We start from the raw sequence: 19893 nt of genomic DNA on the forward strand, positions 1-19893 counted from the left end.
CGCTGAAACATTGAGCGATCTGTACATGACGAATGGTATTACCGCATCAACAACCAATCTATTTATACTGATAAATTTGCAATTTATAGATGTTTTATCTAAAAAGATAATTAATTATAGATTTAAATATCGACATCATTACAGGAACACATAAGCAACTGTTAATGAATTGCATAAACAATGTAATATGATGAACTAATTTTCGACACAATAAACAAACATTTCAAATTAAATAAAACGCATATTATTTTATTTCATATCTCGTAAAAAAATTTTATAATAACAGCTCTTAAACAACTAACAGCTTATAAGATAAATCTTATTGCATGGGTTATATTGAAAAAACATAACCCATTTGAGTTACTTAAATTATAACTGCGAGAAACAGGGGTTACATTCTGTCGAATACACACCTCGCGATAAGCAATTTCCGCGGCCATCTGTACCGCCAGGGGTTGATTGTAATAAGTGAAAAATATCAAAGCGTTTCTAATTGTTGTTTAAGACGCTTGATACCATACTATTTTTAGATTATTTTACTTAAGTAACTTTTCGTTTACTCATTATAAAAATGCCACTTACTAAAGTTACTGACAATTTGTAAATCAACCAGAGACTCAGAACTACGCAGTTCTCAAACCGGCGAATGATTATAATGGTCTATCTGAAAATAGTAGCACTCTTATAATTTAATCCGAGTGAAGTAGGCATTTATACTTAAAATGAACAATTTCATAGCTTTTTATGCCAGAGGGGATATTTTACAATGCTCAAATGCCCCCTCCTCCTGCATCGGCCCTGACACCTCTCACGATACTGTAGTGAAGAAGAAATACCACTATGGTTTATAATTACGTAATACCCTGTTAATGATGAAAAAATGAAATATCTAATTAACAATGAAGTTACATTTAGGACTGATGATGGCGTTTTGGCGAGTCTGAGCCCGTCGGACAACTCACTCACCCTGTCTATTACCGCAAACAGGATCTTCACCTATCTCCTCGAGCAGGAAGGGAAAGTAGTCTCGAGAGAAGAGATGTTTACGAATGTCTGGGACAAAAATGGTCTGCAAGCCTCAAACAACTCATTAAGCCAGTATATTTCTTTGATTCGTAAAGGATTACAGGAGCTCGGTTGTGAACACGAGATTATTCAAACAGTACCACGGGTCGGCTTTTTCATCGCTGAAGGATTGGTAACCACCATAGAGGAATCGCCTTTGGTTTCCGCGGCGTCCCTCACTCCCGCAAAAGCCACGCCTTCCCTGTCAAAACGCGTAAAAATGATGCTGCTTGCAGCTGGGGGTGTCTCGTTATTCATGCTTCTTTACCCAGTCAACACATTGTTTAACAGCACTCAAAACAACCTTCCCGTCGTACAGTTGTATAAACTTGGCAATATCGACCTCTGTCCGGTCTATACCGTTTTTGAAAGCTCACGAGAAGTGGCAACTGCGAAACTTGAAAAAGCCAAAAAAATGGCTGATTTACACCTGAAGTGTCTGGCTGGCGCATTGTTTATTTTCCAGCCTGACGATCTGTACGTCTACGGCGAAAAAGGTCGCATATTTTTATCCCGCTGTACTTTCAATAATGCAGAAAAAACAAAGTTTGCTGGATGCAAGGACCTTTATATCCATGAATACTAAATATAAAACCAAGATATTACTTGCAGGAGCGGCCGTTCTGCTCGCTGTCAGCGCCTTGTTAAGCGCGAATGGAATCACCCTCATTCCAGTCAATCAGGGAATAAGCGTGCATTGCGTCTCCACACTTTCACTACCCGAACTGCCCGGGGGTGGGAAATACGATGGTAGCCTGATGATCCAGTTGCAAACAGATAACACTGGCGTCATTGATTTCTCAGGGATTATTACCACAACCCCACTGGCAGACAACCGCCCAGGACGTCGCCTTATCCTGCAACGCTCCGTCAGTTTTAATTATCGGATAAAAGATAAAGGCGTCGTTTTTCTGCAAGACGTGAAAATGAGTAAACACAGTCTGGATAACGTGTCGGATGAGATGTTTATCCATAATATCTATGACCCGTTCACACCCAGTAAGCGTGCGCAAATATATAAAATTGATAATGCCTACCTGTTAGGCAATACCTTTTCGCCAACGAACGTCTGCGTTAGTAAATCGTAGTAATAAGCCGTAATCCAGGATTGCCTACCCGCCAGGCTAAACCAGAGCAGGGCCACGGTAACGCATTGGACCTGACTCCACGAGTGGCGACAGTAAATCGCTTCCCTGTCGCCACACACTTTCGCCCTCATCCAGCGACCAGAGAAAATACAGTCCGTTATTACCATAAGCTACAATAATATTAATTTTAGATAATCAACGGCACGTTTGCTGACAATAATGAGCAAAGGTTTACTATAGGCCTGTCTTTTTTTTAGCAGGAAAGTAAAATGAAAAAAACAAAAGGGTTGATAATTGTTGCCCTTGCTTTCACCCTGGCGTCATGTGCTTCAATTCCTGAGAATATCAAAGGTAATAATCAACCAGATATACAAAAAAACTTTATCTCCGTGCATAACCAACCGGGATTATATACCGGTCAGCAGGCCCGCTTTGGGGGTAAAGTCATCAATGTGATTAACACCAAAACGGATACATTACTGGAAATCGCCGTTCTGCCACTGAACAACTATGCTAAACCGCAAATAGACGCGAGCTATCAGGGACGTATTCTTGCCCAGCAGAAAGGTTTTCTCGATCCGGTAAACTACAGAAACCATTTCGTTACTATTTTGGGGACAATTCAAGGAGATGAACCAGGATTCATCAACAAAATCCCGTACAACTTTATTAAAGTTGATTTACAAGGTATTCAGGTTTGGCATTTAACGGAGTCAGTCAACACCACCTATAATATGTGGGATTACGGCTATGGCGCGTTCTGGCCTGAACCCATGTGGGGCGCCCCCTATTACGCTAATACAGTAACTCAGGTAACTCCGGAGCTAGTGAAATAATCTCTGTAGTAAGATGGCGCGAATATATACCGGAGTCGGGTACTGACAAACGCCCAGCACATCACCCCGCGTTGACCTTATTGCGCCATCCTGCTTTATGAGATCCTTCGCTTAGCACGCATTCTTCCTGTTACATATAATTTTACCCGCTAACACTTGAGCGAAAAAATGGGCTTTAGCCATCTCATGCCTGAGCATCTTTTGTTATTTACCGATAACTCTCCCACCCTGCCTGTAATAAAAGAACATTGGTGTTTACGATTTATTCAGGGATTACTATGAACAGAAAATGCTTACTGTTGATACCATTATTTTTTAGTAGCGTCATCATCACCGCCTGCGATAATAAACCTGCAGTAAAAACCACCGCGATGGAGCCCGAGGTCGGCGTTGTTACCTTAGCGCCCTCTTCAGTGAATATTAAAAGTGAACTTCCAGGGCGCGCGGTTTCATTCGAGATCGCCGAAATCCGCCCTCAGGTTGGTGGGATCATCATAAAACGCAACTTTATTGAAGGTGATAAAGTCAGCAAAGGAGAGTCACTGTATCAAATTGATCCAGCCCCGCTGCAGGCGCGACTGGATTCAGCCAAAGGCGCGCTGGCAAAGGCACTGGCGACGGCCAATAATGTGCGTCTGACATTAAATCGGCAGTCAGCGTTAATAAAATCCAATTACGTCAGCCGCCAGGACTACGACACGACACGCTCACAGCTTAATGAAGCAGAAGCCAATGTCGCCGTCGCCAAAGCGGATCTTGAGCAGGCCACCATCAACCTTCGTTACGCTAATGTCACCTCACCGATTGATGGCATCAGCGGTAAATCCTCCGTAACCGTGGGTGCCCTGGTCACCGCAAATCAGGAAAACGCGCTGGTCACCGTTCAGCGGCTGGATCCGATTTATGTTGATTTAACACAGTCAGTACAAGATTTCTTACGCCTGAAAGAAGAGAAAGCCAACGGCAAAATTGCCCAGCAACAAGGCAAAATTCCTGTTGAGCTGATGCTGGAAAACGGCAACCCCTATCGCCATACCGGTACGCTTGAGTTTTCCGATCCCGCCGTCGATGAGACCACCGGATCGGTGACTTTGCGCGCCGTGTTCCCCAATCCTGAAGGTGAAATTTTACCCGGTATGTATGTCACGGCGTTGCTGGACGAAGGCAGCCAGCAGAACGTTTTGATGGTCCCCCAACAAGGGATTACGCATAACGAACAAGGAAAAGCCACCGCGCTGATCCTTGACCAGCAAAACGTGGTGCAACTGCGCGAAATAAACGCCGTGAAGGCCGTTGGCAATCAATGGCTGGTGACAGCAGGATTACGCCCCGGCGATCGGGTCATTGTGTCCGGATTACAAAGAATTCGTCCGGGAATCAAAGCCCGGGTCCTCCCTTCAAAACTGAACACTCCTAACGCGGGAACTGAACAGTAATATTTCAGGTATTAAGGACACTTTCTTCATGGCCAACTTTTTTATTGAGCGCCCGGTTTTCGCCTGGGTGCTCGCCATTATCATGATGTTTACGGGCGGTATCGCGATAATGAACCTGCCGATCGCCCAGTATCCACAAATTGCTCCCCCAACCATTACCATCAGCGCTGCCTACCCAGGGGCAGACGCAAAGACCGTTGAAGACTCCGTAACTCAGGTGATTGAACAGAATATGAATGGTCTTGATGGCCTGATGTATATGTCATCCACCAGCGATGCGGCAGGTAATGCGTCGATTATCCTGACTTTCAAAACGGGCACGTCACCCGATATTGCGCAGGTTCAGGTACAGAATAAACTGCAGCTGGCGATGCCTTCTTTACCGCAGGAAGTACAGCAGCAAGGGATCAGTGTTGATAAATCCAGCAGCAATATTTTGATGGTCGCCGGCTTTATCTCTGATAATAACAGCCTGAGCCAATATGATATTGCCGACTATGTGGCCTCGAACATCAAAGACCCAATAAGCCGCACTGCCGGGGTGGGGAGCGTACAGTTATTCGGTTCGCAATACGCCATGCGTATCTGGCTGGATCCGCAAAAGCTCGACAAGTATAACCTCACACCTCAGGACGTCATTACCCAACTCAAAGTTCAGAACAATCAGATATCGGGTGGGCAGTTGGGAGGCATGCCTCAGTCAGCCGATCAGCAGCTAAATGCGTCGATAATCGTCCAGACGCGCCTGCAAACTACTGATGAATTTGGCAAGATCTTCCTTAAAGTTCAGCAAGATGGCTCCCAGGTTCTGCTGCGCGATGTCGCGCGAATTGAGCTGGGTGCGGAAAATTATGCAACGGTTGCACGTTACAACGGAAAACCCGCCGCCGGGATTGCAATTAAACTTGCCGCTGGCGCGAATGCCCTGGAAACATCCCAGGCAGTCAAACAGGAGCTGAACAGATTATCGGCCTGGTTTCCGGCCAGCATGAAAACCGTTTATCCCTATGACACCACTCCGTTTATCGAAATTTCGATTCAGGGGGTTTTTCATACTTTGATCGAGGCAATCATTCTGGTATTCCTCGTCATGTATCTGTTTTTGCAAAGTTTCCGCGCAACGCTTATTCCCACAATCGCCGTTCCGGTAGTGATCCTTGGCACCTTTGCGATACTCGACGTCGCGGGTTTTTCGATTAATACGCTCACGATGTTTGGCATGGTGCTGGCGATAGGGTTGTTAGTCGATGATGCCATCGTGGTGGTTGAGAACGTAGAACGCATTATTGCCGAAGAACACTTGTCACCAAAAGCGGCGACCCACAAAGCGATGGGCCAGTTGCAGAGAGCGCTGGTCGGTATTGCCGTTGTGTTATCCGCCGTATTTATGCCGATGGCATTTATGAGCGGAGCAACCGGTGAAATTTTCCGTCAGTTTTCTATCACTTTAATCTCCTCCATGCTGCTGTCGGTGTTTGTGGCGATGAGCCTGACGCCAGCACTCTGCGCCATGCTGTTGAAATCCCACGAGGGAGAAAAAGCAAACACACATATTCTGTTTACCCGTTTCAATCACTTTATGGAGAAATGTACTCAGCACTACACGGACAGCACCCGTAAACTGCTACGTTGCACAGGCCGTTATATGGTCGTGTACTTAGTGATTGGCGCGGGCATGATTGTGCTGTTTCTACGTACCCCGACCTCCTTTTTGCCTGAAGAAGACCAGGGGGTGTTCATGACCACCGCGCAATTGCCTTCGGGCTCGACGATGGTGAACACCAGCAAAGTGCTCGGGGAAATAACGGATTACTACCTGACGAAAGAACAGAAAAATGTCGCTTCGGTTTTCACCGTAGGCGGATTTGGTTTCAGCGGCCAGGGGCAAAACAACGGTCTGGCGTTTATCAGCCTGAAACCGTGGTCAGAACGCGTTGGTGAAGAAAACTCAGTTACCGCCATTATTCGACGGGCGATGATGGCCTTAAGCACCATCAATAATGCCGTCGTTTATCCGTTTAATTTACCCGCTGTTGCAGAACTGGGAACGGCTTCAGGGTTTGACATGGAGCTGCTGGATAACGGTAACCTTGGGCATGAAAAAATGATGCAGGCCCGAAACGAGCTTCTGGCGCTGGCCAACCAGTCGTCCGGTGAGGTCGACGGGGTGCGCCCGAATGGTCTGGAAGATACACCGATGTTCCGCATTCATGTCAACGCCACGAAGGCAGAAGCCATGGGCGTTGCATTATCGGATATCAATCAGACCATCTCTACGGCGTTCGGTAGTCGCTATGTCAATGATTTCCTGAATCAGGGACGCGTTAAAAAAGTGTATGTCCAGGCCGATACGCCGTTCCGTATGTTGCCGGATAATATTAATCACTGGTACGTACGTAATGCCTCCGGCGCTATGACGCCGCTTTCGGCCTACTCATCCACCGAGTGGACCTACGGTTCTCCCCGCCTTGAACGCTACAACGGTCAGCCTGCAATGGAAATTCTGGGCCAGCCGGTCGAAGGGAAAAGCAGCGGCGATGCGATGAAATTTATGGCATCGCTGATAAATAAACTGCCTGCGGGCGTCGGCTATGCCTGGACCGGTCTGTCTTATCAGGAGGCGCTGTCCACAAACCAGGCACCAATGCTGTACGGCATTTCGCTGATCGTCGTGTTTCTGGCACTGGCGGCACTGTATGAAAGCTGGTCGATACCGTTCTCGGTAATGCTGGTTGTGCCAATCGGGGTGGTCGGCGCTTTGCTGGCGACCGACTTGCGCGGCCTGAGCAATGATGTTTACTTCCAGGTAGGCCTGCTCACCACCATGGGGCTCTCGGCTAAAAACGCCATTCTGATCGTCGAGTTCGCCGTCGAGATCATGCAAAAGGAAGGAAAAACGCCGCTTGAAGCCGCAGTAGAGGCCGCGCAAATGCGCTTACGCCCTATTTTGATGACGTCACTGGCCTTTATCTTAGGGGTTATCCCTCTGGCAATAAGCAACGGCGCGGGCTCTGGCGCGCAAAATGCCGTCGGTACGGGTGTTATTGGTGGGATGCTGGCCGCAACAGTGCTGGCGATCTACTTTGTTCCGCTGTTCTTTGTTCTCGTAGAAAACATGCTGGCGCGATTCAAAACACGGCGCTGATTCCCTGCCCTCGTACGTGATTATCCCTGGGATAAGTTTATTAAATCCCAGGGATTCTCAATGCTCTCTCAGAGAAAGGGTTCCGTTCACTTTAAGTTCTTCATTTCATTACAGTGACGATACTGTGACTACGTTAAGAGTGGCATTCTCCACCACACTTGAGTCCCTCTGCTCTGCGGGTAATCAATGCCCGGTGGCGCTTCGCGTATCAGGTCTACGGTTGTTAGCGGACCCTGCTATCCAGCGAATTTCTCGTGGATAGCAGGGTAAACATTACGGGGATTTTTTCTTGTAGGGTAACAACTAAGGTAGGTACAGAGGTTGTCAATTCTGACTCATGCCAGGCTATCAAAACGGGTAATCAATAGTGCAGACCGGAACCCTTCAGATTTACGGCCAGTTCGCCCAATTTAGTATCAGGGTGTCGATGACACATTTTAATCATCTTCGGTACAGCGACAGTTTCCACCTCATGCAGGGGAACATAATCATCGCCTTTAAAGTCCGAATTTTTATTAACAATCACAAAGGCAATTGCTGTCATGTATTGCCGACTCATATCAACGAATTCTTTACAGGTCATATCTTGTGGCGCCGCTTCCGTTGCCTGTGTAGCAAAAGCACGGCTCATCGGCGCCATAACAGAGGTCATAAGAATAGCTGCAGAGACAATCAATTTAATATTCACAATGCGCTCCAGAAGTAGCATTAATTTTTATCGGCGAGTTTTTCAGTTTGTACCAACGACGCATTTCTGCGCAGACTGATAAAAGCCAAAGAACTAAAAATCATCTCAACGCCTATAAAGATGGAGGTAAACACATAAGAACGGTCGGGATCCATATTCAGCCATACGGCTGCAATAAGCAGGTCAAAAATACCGATAAAAATATTCCATCCATAGCCCGGACTGCGGAACATTTTGACGCCGGAAGCAACACGAAAAATCCCGCCAAGAATAAACAGGCAGCAAAAAACCATTGCCAATGAATTCATACCTATCACAGGATTTTCGAGGAAACAGTATCCCAGCAGCAACCATGCGATAGCAAAAAAGGCATAGGTAAATTTGGCTTTCAACTGCTTTTTACCCGAGGAAAACAGGCTGTAAATAGAATAGAAGCCGCACACCAGGAACATAAAACCTGTTGCATAGCTTAAGTAAATACCTGCAGCGATTGGATAGATTAAGCAGCAGATGCCGCAAACCAACAACAGCACGGCCATGATTGTGGCGTGTCTTTTATAATGAAATAGTGTTTTTTCATTAAATGCTTTCAGGCTTTGCTGATTAAAAACAAACATACATCCTCCGTTACATAGAAACGCAATGTAACCTACTAATAAAAGAGTAATATTCACTTAATACATATCACTTACAATGGGATGATAAGACTTTCACTCCGAATTCGTATATAAGAATAAAGGAATGTCATTATCCGTATAATCCTACACGTGTCAGACGTCTGACACCTGTAAGATTAAACGCTCATTATTCTATCCTGGCTCTGATTCTACTCTTCGAAGTTATTTAATATGCTTATTTCGTTTGGTGAGATATACCAAATTTATTCAGGAGAAAGTAATGAAAAAGATTATTCTTGCAGGTCTGCTTGCAACCATGATGGGCTCAGCCCCGGTACTGGCAGCTACCACTACCACGCCGGCACAAACTGCTACCGCCAATGTACAAAAAGAAGCTGCCGATATTATGCAGGTCGCAGTACAAGGTGCAAACGCGATGCGTGATATTCAGCTTGCCCGTCTGGCCCTGTTTCATGGACAGCCTGACAGTGCTAAAAAGTTAACCGATGACGCCGCTTCCCTGCTTGCAGGTGACAGCCACGACTGGGCGAAATTTGTAAAAGCTGCGCCTAAAGCCAAGATGATTGACGATCAGTACGTGATTATTAACGCTACGATTGCGCTGTCAGAAGACTATATTGCCACCCCAGCTAAAGAATCCGCTATCAATACAGCGAATGGCAAAATGGCTAAAGGCGACTGGAAAGGTGCTGTGGATACCTTGCAACTGGCGGGTATCAGCGTGCTTCAGACCCAATACCTGATGCCCCTGAATCAGACGCGTAAAGCCGTTGCCAGCGCTCAAAAACTGCTGTCTTCAGGTAAATACTATGAAGCAAACCTTGTGTTAAAGGGTGCTGAAGAAGGCATTGTGATCGATAGCGAGATGCTGGGCGCAGGCCAGTAATACTCAGCACTACGGAGTGTTGAACCAGGACTTTCTCTCCTGATCGGGTTGCTACGGCAACCCGATCAGGGGGGTTAATGGCTAATCAGACTGTTAATCTCAATCTCAATTTCCCGCATGACGGCAACAATCTTCTGTAATGCTTCCTGGCGTACTGCCAGAGGAAGATCGTCATGTCGCATCGATTCAAAAGGTTCGCATAGCGTCTGAAGAGCAGTAATGCCCAGAATTTGCGCCGAACCATGCAACCGGTGAAGGGCTCGCAAAAACAGCTGGGGTTCGTCTTGCTCAACGGCTTTCTCAGCCGCCTGTAAATCGCTAAACGTTGCCTCGCGGAATGTTTCGAGTATCTCGTTCATTAATGCGCGATCGCCGCCGGTATTTTCCGTCAAGACATTGAATTTCAAATGCCGGATTGCACATGGAGACGAATAACCGGTTTCGATTTTGCTTAATTCATGCGTCAGTGTCTGAATCGACACGGGCTTAAACAGACACAAATTCATGCCGTTTTGCAGACACCTGTCACGTGACTGTGGGAGCGCGCTGGCCGTCAGTCCCCATATTTGTAAATGAGGCTGCTGACGACGTAACGAAGCCGCAAGATCAAACCCGTCCTTCTTCGGCATATTCACATCGGTTATCAACAGGTCGTATGATTTTTTAGCCAGTTTGGCTTCGGCTTCCTCACCATCACACGCTTCATCCACGCTGTAACCAATGGCGTTCAACTGTCGCTTAAGCAGCAGGCGATTGGTCGGGTTGTCATCTGCTATCAAAATAGACAGACACGGCAGCGGCAACAGCGCACCTGGCGTGTTGCTATCCGGTACAATTGACTGGCGGGCAGTCTCAACCGGCAGCGTTATGGTAAACGTGGTTCCTTGCGCCGGGACGCTCATCAACTCCAGCGTACCCCCCATCAGCGTCACCAGCTCTTTGCAGATAAATAATCCCAGACCAGACCCCGTTTGTTGACGCCCACAGCGCCCCTGAGCGTAGCGACGAAACAGCCCGGCCTGCTCCTCTTCGCTAATCCCGCAACCGGTGTCGCTAATGGCGATGGTCAGGGTACCGTGATTCTCCCCGTCAGGTGTTAAACGGGCCATCACATGAATGCTACCCTGCTCGGTAAACTTGAGCGCATTGCCCACCAGGTTGGTGAGAATTTGCCGCAAAGCTTGTTGATCGACAAACACCCGCTCGTTTGCCGGCAACTGGCTTACGCAAGCAAGCGTAACGCCTTTCTGTCTGGCTAAGGCATCAAAAGAGTGACACTGTAATTCAATGAGCTGCGAGAGATCCGTCCATTGAGGAACAACCTGATATTTACCAGACTCAATCTTATCAACGTCCAGAATCTTACCGATCAGCCCAAGCAATGACTGGGCTGTCGCTGCGGTAAGAGCAATCGCCTCTTTTCGCTGTGCCGGGCTGAGGTCTGAGCTCGACAGTAATTCCAGAAAGCCCACAATCGAGCTGACAGGGGTACGTAATTCATGGCTCATGCTCGCAAGAAAGCGACTTTTGGCCTTGGTTGCTTCAATCGCTTTATTTTTTTCGGTTTCCAGTTCTTGAGATAATGCCTCTTTGAGATGAAGCTGCTCTTCCAGCTGCCGCTGCGATTGTTTTCTTTTATTGACCTCACGGGAGAGTGAGATCCCCCAGATCAGGCTAATTGCTATCAGCAACAGCGCAAACACCACCAGTTGATAGAACTGTTTGCTATACCGACTCCAGAGATCGACCTGCGTATTAGAAATTTTCGACCACTTCTCCGTCATCTGCAAAATCTCACGCGGCGGTATCGCCTGCAGCGCTTTATCCATTACGGACTTCAACATGGGCTCGTGGGGAGAAATCGCAAAGCTCACCGACGCACCAGGCATATCTGGTAGCCTAAAAAAGTGCATGTTTTTCTGGTAGTCATGATCGACCATGAACCTTGCCGACAATTCGGTAGCAATTGCCGCGTCAACCTTGCCATCCCTGAGCATAGTCATCGCGACGCTGCCAGTATCAGCATCCACCCAGGTGGCCTGCGGGTAGCGTTGTTTCAGGTCACTTTCCAAAACATGCCCGGCGGGCAACGCAATACGGATCGGTGTATTCAGTAACGAATCGGCCGTTTCATCACGGGAAGTGATAATCACAAATGCCACATTCATCAGCGGATCGCTAAAGGTCGAATTGTGCTGATTTTGATTTGTCAGGGTGATAGTGGGATACATATCCCATCGTTCGCCGCTTATTTGTTTGGTCTGTTCACTTTTGGTGTTGGCCAAAACCGGCTCAAAATCAACCCCCGTTTGCAGATGAATAATATTCAGCAAATCGCCAAGAATTCCACGTAACTCACCGCTGCGATCGACAAGCGTGTAAGGCGGATAATCTGGATTGATAAGAATGCGAATAGTATGTTTCTTCTTCAGCCACGCTTTTTCCTGATCGGTAAAAGGAATAGGCGCATTCAGAAAAGCAAGGTTACCGCGGTTCAGCCAGTTCTGCATGACCTGCATATGAATTTCATTACTGATTGACGTAATGAAACCATCAAGAATATTTCTTAATACCGGCTGGTCGTCCTTCACCACAAAATAATTATATTGCTCTTGTTTATCAAAGTAGTGCGTAATAACCAGTGATTGCGAAAAATATCGGGAGACACAATGACTGCTGGTGATATTGTTCCCAATATAATATTGGTTATCACCGTTCACTACCGATGCCATGGCCTGATACTCGTCGTCGAAAAATGAGACTTTAGCTTCAGGAAAAGCATCCTGGATAACATCAAGAAAAGGACAATCTCGCACACACGCGACGCTAACCGGATGCTCCGAGGTCAGCGGCAGCATGGTGTTTTTTAGCGAGGTCACAAGCGTCGGCCACGTCGTCAGTAATGCCGAAGTGCGCAATAAATGGCCGCCGACATCTTGTCGCCGGGACAGCTGAGTTATCAATGTATCTACATCGTTACTGGCAAGTGCGGTCAGCGCTTCTTGCTCATTATCATACTGCTTTATAACAATTTTTATATTGAGATTCTTTTGCATTAGCGCAAGATAATCCGCGTTGACGCCCCGATAATATTCACCGCTATTTTGATAAACAATGGGGGAGACTTCCGGTAACCAGGTGCCAACAACCAAGGTTTTTTTATGCGCTAACCAGTTTGTTTCTTCCCTGTTCAGGCCGATATGTTGTACTGAGGTATTATAGTTACTTTTTAGCTCAACTTGCCGGGCTGAGCTTACACCCGTAGAAAACCCGATGGTAAATATGACCATCAAAAAAATAAACAAGCGTTCCAGCATTACTCTATCCTATTTTATTTCTTTGCGCATAATCATAAATTTCCATTAATGACGAGCAATCTAACTTCTCCATCAAACGGCTTTTATAGGTGCTTACCGTTTTATTACTGATGTTCATTTTGCTGGCAATAGTGCTGTAATCCATACCGTTAAGAATATAACGCAACACTCTCATTTCCTGGGTCGACAACGTATCAAGCTTATCCTGTTCGCTGACAGATGAGCCAGTAAAATGCTCAAGGGAAAAGGGAAAATAGCTATACCCATTTTTTGCAGCTTCGATTGCGGCAAGAATATTATTCATACCCTCTTTTTTACTCACAAATCCATTGGCACCATATTCGGCGCTACGTTTGCCGTAAAAAAATTCATTTTTGGCTGAAATGATAATGATTACACCAGCATAGTGCCGCTTTCGCAGTTGCTCCAGCACTTCGATGCCGCTGATGCCCGGAATATCCACATCAATAATCAGTAGCTCCGGCTTAGTTTTTTCAACGGTTTGGACCACATGCTCTCCGCTGTCGAGCTCGGTGGTTACGGTAATACCATTAGTATCGAGTAAGTTGCGGATGGCTATGCGAGCTAATGGGTGATCATCAACGATTATCGCGTTCATTGCGTATAAGAATCCCGATAAATAAAGAGAGGCGATGGCTATCGAGCAGGTGAGCCTTAAGCATTATAATTTATAAAAATAAGGCGTTATCAGGTAAATCCTAACACATTCACACGTATATTTATTAGTTTTTTATAAAAACGAAGAATAAGGCATAAATGCAACACTGTATTTTACAAATTTTAAACCTTGAGCCTATCTAAATATCAAACCATTAACACAACCAAAAGGAATATTCCTACACGCGTAGGATAAATCTCTCATTTATTATGATTCATTCTTAATGGCCGGGGTCATATAACCAGGGGGAGTTTTCATCACAACGGCAAAGGTGTATATGCAGAATAGCTATCTAAGAATCATTTTTATACCAGGTCAAATCTGGAGAAAAAGATAATAAACCTGCTGATTTGATAGTAAAACGCCCTGTGGCTCAGGAAACAACAGAGCCACAGGAGTCAGTCATGAATCAGGCTTTACTGGGCAACGCCCCAATAGCATGGGAGCTTTTCACGGTCAGCGTAACGACGGCAGAACACAACAGCGCGGCAATCATAAAGATAAAGGCGCTGTTATAACTTCCACCACTGCTTTGAATCAGCCAGCCGATGATAGGTGCAGAAACGACTCCCGCCATCTGACCGCCAAAGTTAACGATCCCGGATGCCCGCCCCATGATGTTGCTGGGAATGGTGTCCATCAGAATGCCCCAGAATGTCGCCATGGCGAAGAACATGAACAGGGCTGAAATACACTGATAAACCACCGCCATATCTGCACTGCTCACGCTGAAGGTCAGATACAGGAAACCCGCGGCAATAACGGAGGTCACGACATACAACGTTTTACGCTGGGGTTTAAATTTATCTGAGCAATAGCCGCCTAACAACGTTCCGCCTGCGCCAAACAGGAAGGGAATGGCCGCCATGACGCCGGTTTTTGCCAGAGAAAACTCACGAACGGTGATCAGGTAGCTTGGCAGCCAGGTTGAAAAGCCCCAGAAGGTGATATCAAACAAAAACCAGATACTTGCCATTTGCCAGAGCACCGGCATTTTGAGGACGTCTTTAAACGCGATACCGCTGGTGTTTTGCAGGCTTCCCTGCTCGTCAGCAGCCAGTTCCGCCAGATCCTGCTGCGTAATTGCGGGGTGATCTTTCGGATTGTCACGGGTAAATAAGTAGATCCCCGCCGCGATAAACAGACCCGGAATACCTAGCACGATAAAGACCATGTGCCAGCCAAAGGCCCCGATTATGCTTGCGGCTACCACTACCGCCAGCGCCGGGCCTAAGGTGTTTACCGTTGACTGAATCGCCGTGGCGCGGCCACGTTCTTTCGACGGGAAATAGGTTGATATCATCTTCCAGGAAGCCGACGGGAAACAACCTTCACCAACACCAAAGAAGAAGCGAACGGCCAGCATTAGCGGCAGCGTCAACACGGCGCCGGTTAAGCTGGTGAAAACAGACCACCAGGCAATACCGATGGCCATGATTTTGCGCGAACCAAACTTATCCGCCAGTAAACCGCCGGGAATTTGAAACGCGGCATAACCAATAAAAAAGGCGCTAATAATTAACCCTTGTTGGGTTGTATCCAGATTTAAATCTTTGCCGATATAAGGGAGCGAAACGCTCATCACCATTCTGTCGAGAAAAGAGAGCAGCCACGCTAGCCAGATCAATGTCAGGACGGTATACCTTGCTTTCCAGGTCTTTGGTTTACCTGAAGGTAAAGACGTTTGTAGGTTCATTGTGATGTCCTTAGGGTGTAGTGATCTACCGCGGCCATAAATGGTCGCGATAAATCAATGCGTGTTTAGCGTTATTTATTAATATTGTTTTCTAATAACCGTACCGCTACAGGCATAACTTTCAGTGCCATTGATTAAGGCAATGCGCCCATTAACCATGACAATTTCAATCCCTTCCGGATATTGATTGGGTTCAACAAAAGTGCCCTTATCGGCAATGGTGTTCGGATCGAACATCACAATATCCGCCGCATAACCCACCTTCAGCAGCCCACGATCCTGCAGGCCTAATACCTCAGCGGGTTTGCCAGTCATCTTACGGATTGCCGCTTCCCAGCTCAGACATCCCTCTTCACGCACATATTTACCGAGCACACGAGGGAATGCGCCAAACACGCGCGGGTGCGGTTTGCCAGCCCCCATTAAACCGTCGGTACAGACGTTTTGCTCAGGACGGCAAAGGAACTTAATCACATGCTCTTCAGTACCGTAAAAGTCGACCATCCCAACGGCGTTTTCTTCTTCAAACAGCAGATCGAAGGTGGCGTTGTACGGATCTTTTCCGCGTAGCTCGCCCAACTGAACGAGGTTCAGACCGACGGCATCCTGGTTTTTTGTCGTTTTCACGCTGGTGACAAAAATCTGGTCCAGCCCGGCAAAATCGATAAAGTTATCCCAGCCAGGAATGCCCTGCTGAATATCGTCGATCATTTTGGCGCGCAGTTCAGGCGAGGCCAGCCGCTCAAGTAATTTGTCAGTGCCACCGGAGTGGACCCACGGCGGCAGGATCACGCCGAGCATCGTGCTGCCCGCCACATACGGATACTGGTCGAAAGAGATACGAATCCCCTCTTCCTGCGCCTGTTCCAACATGCCCAGCATCTGGTCAATCAGCCCCCAGTTTTTCTTACCGCAAACCTTCATATGTGAAATATGCAGCCAGACACCGGTGGCGGTGGCGATATCAATCAGTTCCTGCGTTGAGTTGATAATATCGTCCGCTTCACTGCGCTGATGCACCACAAAGATCCCGTCATATTTCGCCGTCACTTTGCACAGTTCAATCATTTCGGCGGTATCGCCAAAGGCGCAAGGCATGTAGATGAGCCCAGTGGAAAGACCAAACGCCCCCGCTTGTAACTCCCGCTCAAGGATTTCGCACATCTTCGCCACATCCTCACGAGTAGAGGGGCGCCCATCCAGGCCCATGGCTTCCATGCGTACGTTGCCATGCGGAACTAAATACGCGAGGTTTGTCGCCGGATGACGCGATGCCAGCAGATTGAGGTAGCCGTCTGTGTTTTTATATTTCCAGTCTATTTTGTCGGTATCGCCATCCAGTCCGGCGATATTTTTACGCCAGGCCGGAATATATTCTTCAGGCAACGGCGCCAGGGCTACACCATCCTGCCCTAACAGCTCGGTGGTAATACCCTGACGAATTTTTGCCGACAGCGCGGGGTTAATAATGGCCGACAGGTCAGAGTGCGTATGGGTATCAATAAAACCAGGACAAATAATTTTTCCCGTTGCGTCAATAACCTGCTCATTAACGCCAACGTCAATTTGTCCGATTGCGACAATGCGTCCTTCGTCAACCATCACATCGGCAATTCTGCCTTCACTGCCCGTTCCATCGATTACATTTCCGTTTTTGAAAATGGTTTTCATCGTTATTCTCCATAGCGGTGTCGCTTCACGACACCACTTGTAAGGTAAGAGGTTGTTATCTTTATTTTTATTGGCGATAGAGTGTCTGAATGATGCTGTAATAGCCGCTGGCCGAGCCGGTTAACTGATCAATCTCGATATATTCATCGATGGTGTGGGCCAGGTTTTCGCGTGAAGGTCCGAAGCCGATAGTTTTAATTCCCGCTTCGCCCGCATAGTGGCTGCCGTTGGTGCAAAATGAGTACTGTGTGATGGTTGGATTAAACCCGGCCTCGCGAACGCCAGCCAGAGCGGCCTGCACGAATTCGTCAGACTCGTCATACACCCAGCCCGGGAAGAAGCGCTCGCCCTCAATCGTGGCACCGGTATAGCAAGACTCCTGACCTACCGCGTAGGAGACACGGGCCTTAAACTGCGGATCCTGTGTGGTAAGTTCCGCAAGCGCATTTTCCAGTGGGGCAATAACACTTTCTTTGGTTTCACCCACCAGCAAACGACGATCGTAGGTTGCGCGACAATAATCCGGCACTACCGAAGCTCCTGGGTATGGCGAAGATTTAATGTCGGTAAGCTCCAGAATGCCAGGCCCCAGTACCGGGTGCGTTGGCGGAGTAATTGTGCGAATTTTGTCGATCAATTGCGCCATTTTGTACACCGCGTTAATGCCTGCCTGCGGGTTGGCGGAGTGCGCGGGTTTACCAAATGTTTCGACCACAATTTCAGCGCGGCCACGCTGACCAATTTTCAGGTTTAACTCGGAAGCTTCACCGATGATCACGTAGTCCGGCTTATAGCGCTCGCTGACCAGCCGGGCAGCAATACCTTCAAAGCACTCCTCATGCACGATGCAGGCAACGTAGATTTTGCCGGCAAAATTACGCTGATTGTCCTGGCCGAAAAAACCCACGGCGGAAATCATCGCCGCCACGGCACCTTTCATATCGGTTGTACCGCGACCATAAATTTTGCCATCGTCGATATCGCCGCCGTACGGGTTGCGGCTCCACTTCTCTTCGTTGACCGGCACGGTATCGATATGTCCATCGAGAACCAGCGTTTTCCCCGGCTGATTGCCGACAATGCCGCCCACAATGTTGCCGTACTTATCAACGTGGATGTCATCGAACTGGTAATGCTGCATCATTTTTTTTATGGCATTAACCACTTCCCCTTCCTGACCGGAATAACTTTTTTGTTGGATCAGCGCCTGACAGTTTTTAATGACTTCATCAATACGTTTTGCAGATAACATGGGTTTCTCCGTTATTTCTCTCAATCAGGAAATGTGTTATTTGATGCCCGGGTACTGACCGCCCCAGACAATATCCAGATATTGTTGCGGGTCGGTGTCGCCTTCGGTACTGACCAACAGCACGCGGGAATGCGCATCCAGCCCCAGTTGTTCACGCGTTTGCGCCAGTTCAGGTGAGGTCATCAGCAGCGCCAGCAGACCGGAAGTGACCGCGCCGGACTCACCAGATACGATCTGCGGATCGCCCGCCAACGGATTACCCAGCATGCGCATGCCCAGCGCTGCAACTTCATCAGGGCAGGAGGCAAATGCGTTGGCATAATCACGTAGCAGTTTCCAGCCGATGCTGTTCGCCTCACCGCAGGCGAGACCAGCCATAACGGTTTGCAAATCGCCGCCCACCGCAATTGCATCCCCCTCTTTAGAACGGGCAGAGCGGTAAAGACAATCGGCAATTAACGCTTCAGCGACGATCACTTTCGGGCGGTGTTCACCCCAGGCTGCCGCCACCATTCCCTGCACCATTCCGGCAAACGAGCCAACGCCTGCCTGAACAAAAATATGCGTCGGCGCAACCTGATGCAGCTGGTCTATCGCCTCCAGCATCAGCGTGCCGTAGCCCTGCATAATCCACTGCGGGATTTTTTCATACCCTTCCCAGGCGGTATCCTGCACCACAATCCAGCCATGCTTTTGTGCCTGTTCCGCGGTCATGCGAACCGCATCGTCATAGTTCATATCGACGATTTCAGCGGTAGCGCCTTCATTACGGATGGAGGTCAAACGCTGCTGCGAAGAGCCCTTCGGCATATAAACCACGGCGTTTTGCTTCAGCTGGCGCGCCATCCACGCCACACCGCGACCGTGGTTGCCATCGGTGGTGGTGGCAAACGTGACGGTTTGGAGATCGCGGCGTACCTCTTCGCTGGTCATCACGTCAAACGGCAGTTCACTGATATCCTTGCCGATTAATTCCGCGATATGGCACGCCATCGCATAGGAGCCGCCCAACGCTTTGAAGGCTTTCAGGCCAAAACGCTGAGACTCATCCTTGAGATAGATATTTTTAACACCCAGCTTTTTTGCAAGAGCCGGCAGCGTATATAACGGCGTCGGCGCATAACCCGGAATAGACCGATGAAAATTCAACGCTTTTACCAGTTCCTGGCGACTAAACGGTGCCAGCGGCGCGTTTGGATGTTCGGTAAACGGCGTCTGGTTGATAAAAAATGATAAGTTTTCCTGCATCATAAAACCTCATTGTTCTGGTATTTCACTCCCTGTAATAGACGTATACAGAGATATTTACGCTATCGGTATTGCCAATAGAGCAAAATGCTTACCAGTTTTTTATTAATCGAGTAAAACCTTATAAATATTTTAATAAAGTCTTTATTTTCAAATAATTAAAAAGAAAACGAGATGGGCACTGAAAAATACCACAGCGTTAGTTTATCGCCTCGTTTGATAAATTCTCACAATTGATAAATAGTGTG

14 protein-coding genes are annotated in these 19893 nt (G+C 47.7%); 6 read left to right on the forward strand and 8 right to left on the reverse strand.

What is annotated here, in order from left to right:
* Positions 1-880 precede the first annotated feature (880 nt).
* The 5 genes from OGV52_RS11090 to OGV52_RS11110 all read left to right on the forward strand — a co-directional run bounded on the left by OGV52_RS11090 (position 881) and on the right by OGV52_RS11110 (position 7570).
* On the forward strand, positions 881-1651 hold the full coding sequence (locus OGV52_RS11090; RefSeq protein ID WP_047499516.1) for a winged helix-turn-helix domain-containing protein: 771 nt from the start codon (positions 881-883) through the stop codon (positions 1649-1651).
* Positions 1641-2153, forward strand: a complete 513-nt coding sequence (locus OGV52_RS11095) for a FidL-like protein (protein WP_287108512.1) — start codon at positions 1641-1643, stop codon at positions 2151-2153. The genes OGV52_RS11090 and OGV52_RS11095 overlap by 11 nt, the downstream gene beginning before the upstream one ends.
* A 269-nt stretch (positions 2154-2422) precedes the next feature.
* Positions 2423-2989, forward strand: a complete 567-nt coding sequence (locus OGV52_RS11100) for a Slp family lipoprotein (protein ID WP_287108513.1) — start codon at positions 2423-2425, stop codon at positions 2987-2989.
* A gap of 278 nt (positions 2990-3267) precedes the next feature.
* Positions 3268-4425, forward strand: coding sequence for an efflux RND transporter periplasmic adaptor subunit (locus OGV52_RS11105; RefSeq protein ID WP_287108514.1), 1158 nt, complete (start codon positions 3268-3270; stop codon positions 4423-4425).
* A gap of 28 nt (positions 4426-4453) precedes the next feature.
* Entirely contained in the window at positions 4454-7570 is a 3117-nt protein-coding gene (locus OGV52_RS11110) for an efflux RND transporter permease subunit (protein ID WP_049282768.1), read from the forward strand.
* A 361-nt stretch (positions 7571-7931) separates the two neighbouring features.
* Here the strand turns inward: OGV52_RS11110 and OGV52_RS11115 are convergent, their stop codons facing one another.
* Together OGV52_RS11115 and OGV52_RS11120 are read right to left on the reverse strand one after the other, a co-directional pair.
* Complete coding sequence (locus OGV52_RS11115) at positions 7932-8279, reverse strand: HdeA/HdeB family chaperone (RefSeq protein ID WP_047358941.1); 348 nt, start codon at positions 8277-8279, stop codon at positions 7932-7934.
* On the reverse strand, positions 8279-8875 hold the full coding sequence (locus tag OGV52_RS11120; protein WP_259688186.1) for a DUF308 domain-containing protein: 597 nt from the start codon (positions 8873-8875) through the stop codon (positions 8279-8281). Before OGV52_RS11120 ends, OGV52_RS11115 begins: the two co-directional genes overlap by 1 nt.
* A 280-nt stretch (positions 8876-9155) precedes the next feature.
* On the opposite strand from OGV52_RS11120, the gene OGV52_RS11125 reads away from it, so the two are divergent.
* Positions 9156-9782 (forward strand): YfdX family protein, encoded by a 627-nt coding sequence (locus OGV52_RS11125; protein ID WP_016154099.1) that lies wholly within the window; start codon positions 9156-9158, stop codon positions 9780-9782.
* Between the two features lie 74 nt (positions 9783-9856).
* On the opposite strand, the gene OGV52_RS11130 is transcribed toward OGV52_RS11125, so the two are convergent.
* The 6 genes from OGV52_RS11130 to dpaL form a co-directional block, all read right to left on the reverse strand.
* The gene (locus OGV52_RS11130) at positions 9857-13099 is read right to left on the reverse strand and encodes an ATP-binding protein (RefSeq protein ID WP_287108518.1); all 3243 of its coding nucleotides are present in this window, start codon (positions 13097-13099) and stop codon (positions 9857-9859) included.
* 4 nt (positions 13100-13103) lie between these two features.
* Positions 13104-13718, reverse strand: coding sequence for an acid-sensing system DNA-binding response regulator EvgA (evgA, locus tag OGV52_RS11135; RefSeq protein ID WP_016157256.1), 615 nt, complete (start codon positions 13716-13718; stop codon positions 13104-13106).
* 469 nt (positions 13719-14187) lie between these two features.
* Positions 14188-15474 carry an MFS transporter gene (locus OGV52_RS11140; RefSeq protein WP_047358943.1) on the reverse strand — a complete coding sequence of 429 codons (1287 nt, stop codon included), beginning with the start codon at positions 15472-15474 and terminating at the stop codon, positions 14188-14190.
* Positions 15475-15552: 78 nt separating this feature from the next.
* Positions 15553-17145, reverse strand: coding sequence for an N-acyl-D-amino-acid deacylase family protein (locus OGV52_RS11145; RefSeq protein ID WP_016157258.1), 1593 nt, complete (start codon positions 17143-17145; stop codon positions 15553-15555).
* A gap of 67 nt (positions 17146-17212) precedes the next feature.
* Complete coding sequence (locus tag OGV52_RS11150; RefSeq protein ID WP_287108519.1) at positions 17213-18397, reverse strand: YgeY family selenium metabolism-linked hydrolase; 1185 nt, start codon at positions 18395-18397, stop codon at positions 17213-17215.
* Between the two features lie 36 nt (positions 18398-18433).
* The gene (gene dpaL / locus OGV52_RS11155; RefSeq protein ID WP_444546550.1) at positions 18434-19648 is read right to left on the reverse strand and encodes a diaminopropionate ammonia-lyase; all 1215 of its coding nucleotides are present in this window, start codon (positions 19646-19648) and stop codon (positions 18434-18436) included.
* Positions 19649-19893 lie beyond the last annotated feature (245 nt).

Source organism: Citrobacter sp. Cb041 (assembly GCF_030336655.1).
In the GTDB taxonomy this organism is placed as follows: Bacteria; Pseudomonadota; Gammaproteobacteria; order Enterobacterales; family Enterobacteriaceae; genus Citrobacter; species Citrobacter braakii.

Excerpts from the sequence above, each read along its gene's own strand:
- OGV52_RS11090 (WP_047499516.1), top strand. The coding sequence starts at position 881 with ATGAAATATCTAATTAACAATGAAGTTACATTTAGGACTGATGATGGC.
- OGV52_RS11095 (WP_287108512.1), top strand. The coding sequence starts at position 1,641 with ATGAATACTAAATATAAAACCAAGATATTACTTGCAGGAGCGGCCGTT.
- OGV52_RS11100 (WP_287108513.1), top strand. The coding sequence starts at position 2,423 with ATGAAAAAAACAAAAGGGTTGATAATTGTTGCCCTTGCTTTCACCCTG.
- OGV52_RS11105 (WP_287108514.1), top strand. The coding sequence starts at position 3,268 with ATGAACAGAAAATGCTTACTGTTGATACCATTATTTTTTAGTAGCGTC.
- OGV52_RS11110 (WP_049282768.1), top strand. The coding sequence starts at position 4,454 with ATGGCCAACTTTTTTATTGAGCGCCCGGTTTTCGCCTGGGTGCTCGCC.
- OGV52_RS11115 (WP_047358941.1), bottom strand. The coding sequence starts at position 8,279 with ATGCTACTTCTGGAGCGCATTGTGAATATTAAATTGATTGTCTCTGCA.
- OGV52_RS11120 (WP_259688186.1), bottom strand. The coding sequence starts at position 8,875 with ATGTTTGTTTTTAATCAGCAAAGCCTGAAAGCATTTAATGAAAAAACA.
- OGV52_RS11125 (WP_016154099.1), top strand. The coding sequence starts at position 9,156 with ATGAAAAAGATTATTCTTGCAGGTCTGCTTGCAACCATGATGGGCTCA.
- OGV52_RS11130 (WP_287108518.1), bottom strand. The coding sequence starts at position 13,099 with ATGCTGGAACGCTTGTTTATTTTTTTGATGGTCATATTTACCATCGGG.
- evgA (WP_016157256.1), bottom strand. The coding sequence starts at position 13,718 with ATGAACGCGATAATCGTTGATGATCACCCATTAGCTCGCATAGCCATC.
- OGV52_RS11140 (WP_047358943.1), bottom strand. The coding sequence starts at position 15,474 with ATGAACCTACAAACGTCTTTACCTTCAGGTAAACCAAAGACCTGGAAA.
- OGV52_RS11145 (WP_016157258.1), bottom strand. The coding sequence starts at position 17,145 with ATGAAAACCATTTTCAAAAACGGAAATGTAATCGATGGAACGGGCAGT.
- OGV52_RS11150 (WP_287108519.1), bottom strand. The coding sequence starts at position 18,397 with ATGTTATCTGCAAAACGTATTGATGAAGTCATTAAAAACTGTCAGGCG.
- dpaL (WP_444546550.1), bottom strand. The coding sequence starts at position 19,648 with ATGATGCAGGAAAACTTATCATTTTTTATCAACCAGACGCCGTTTACC.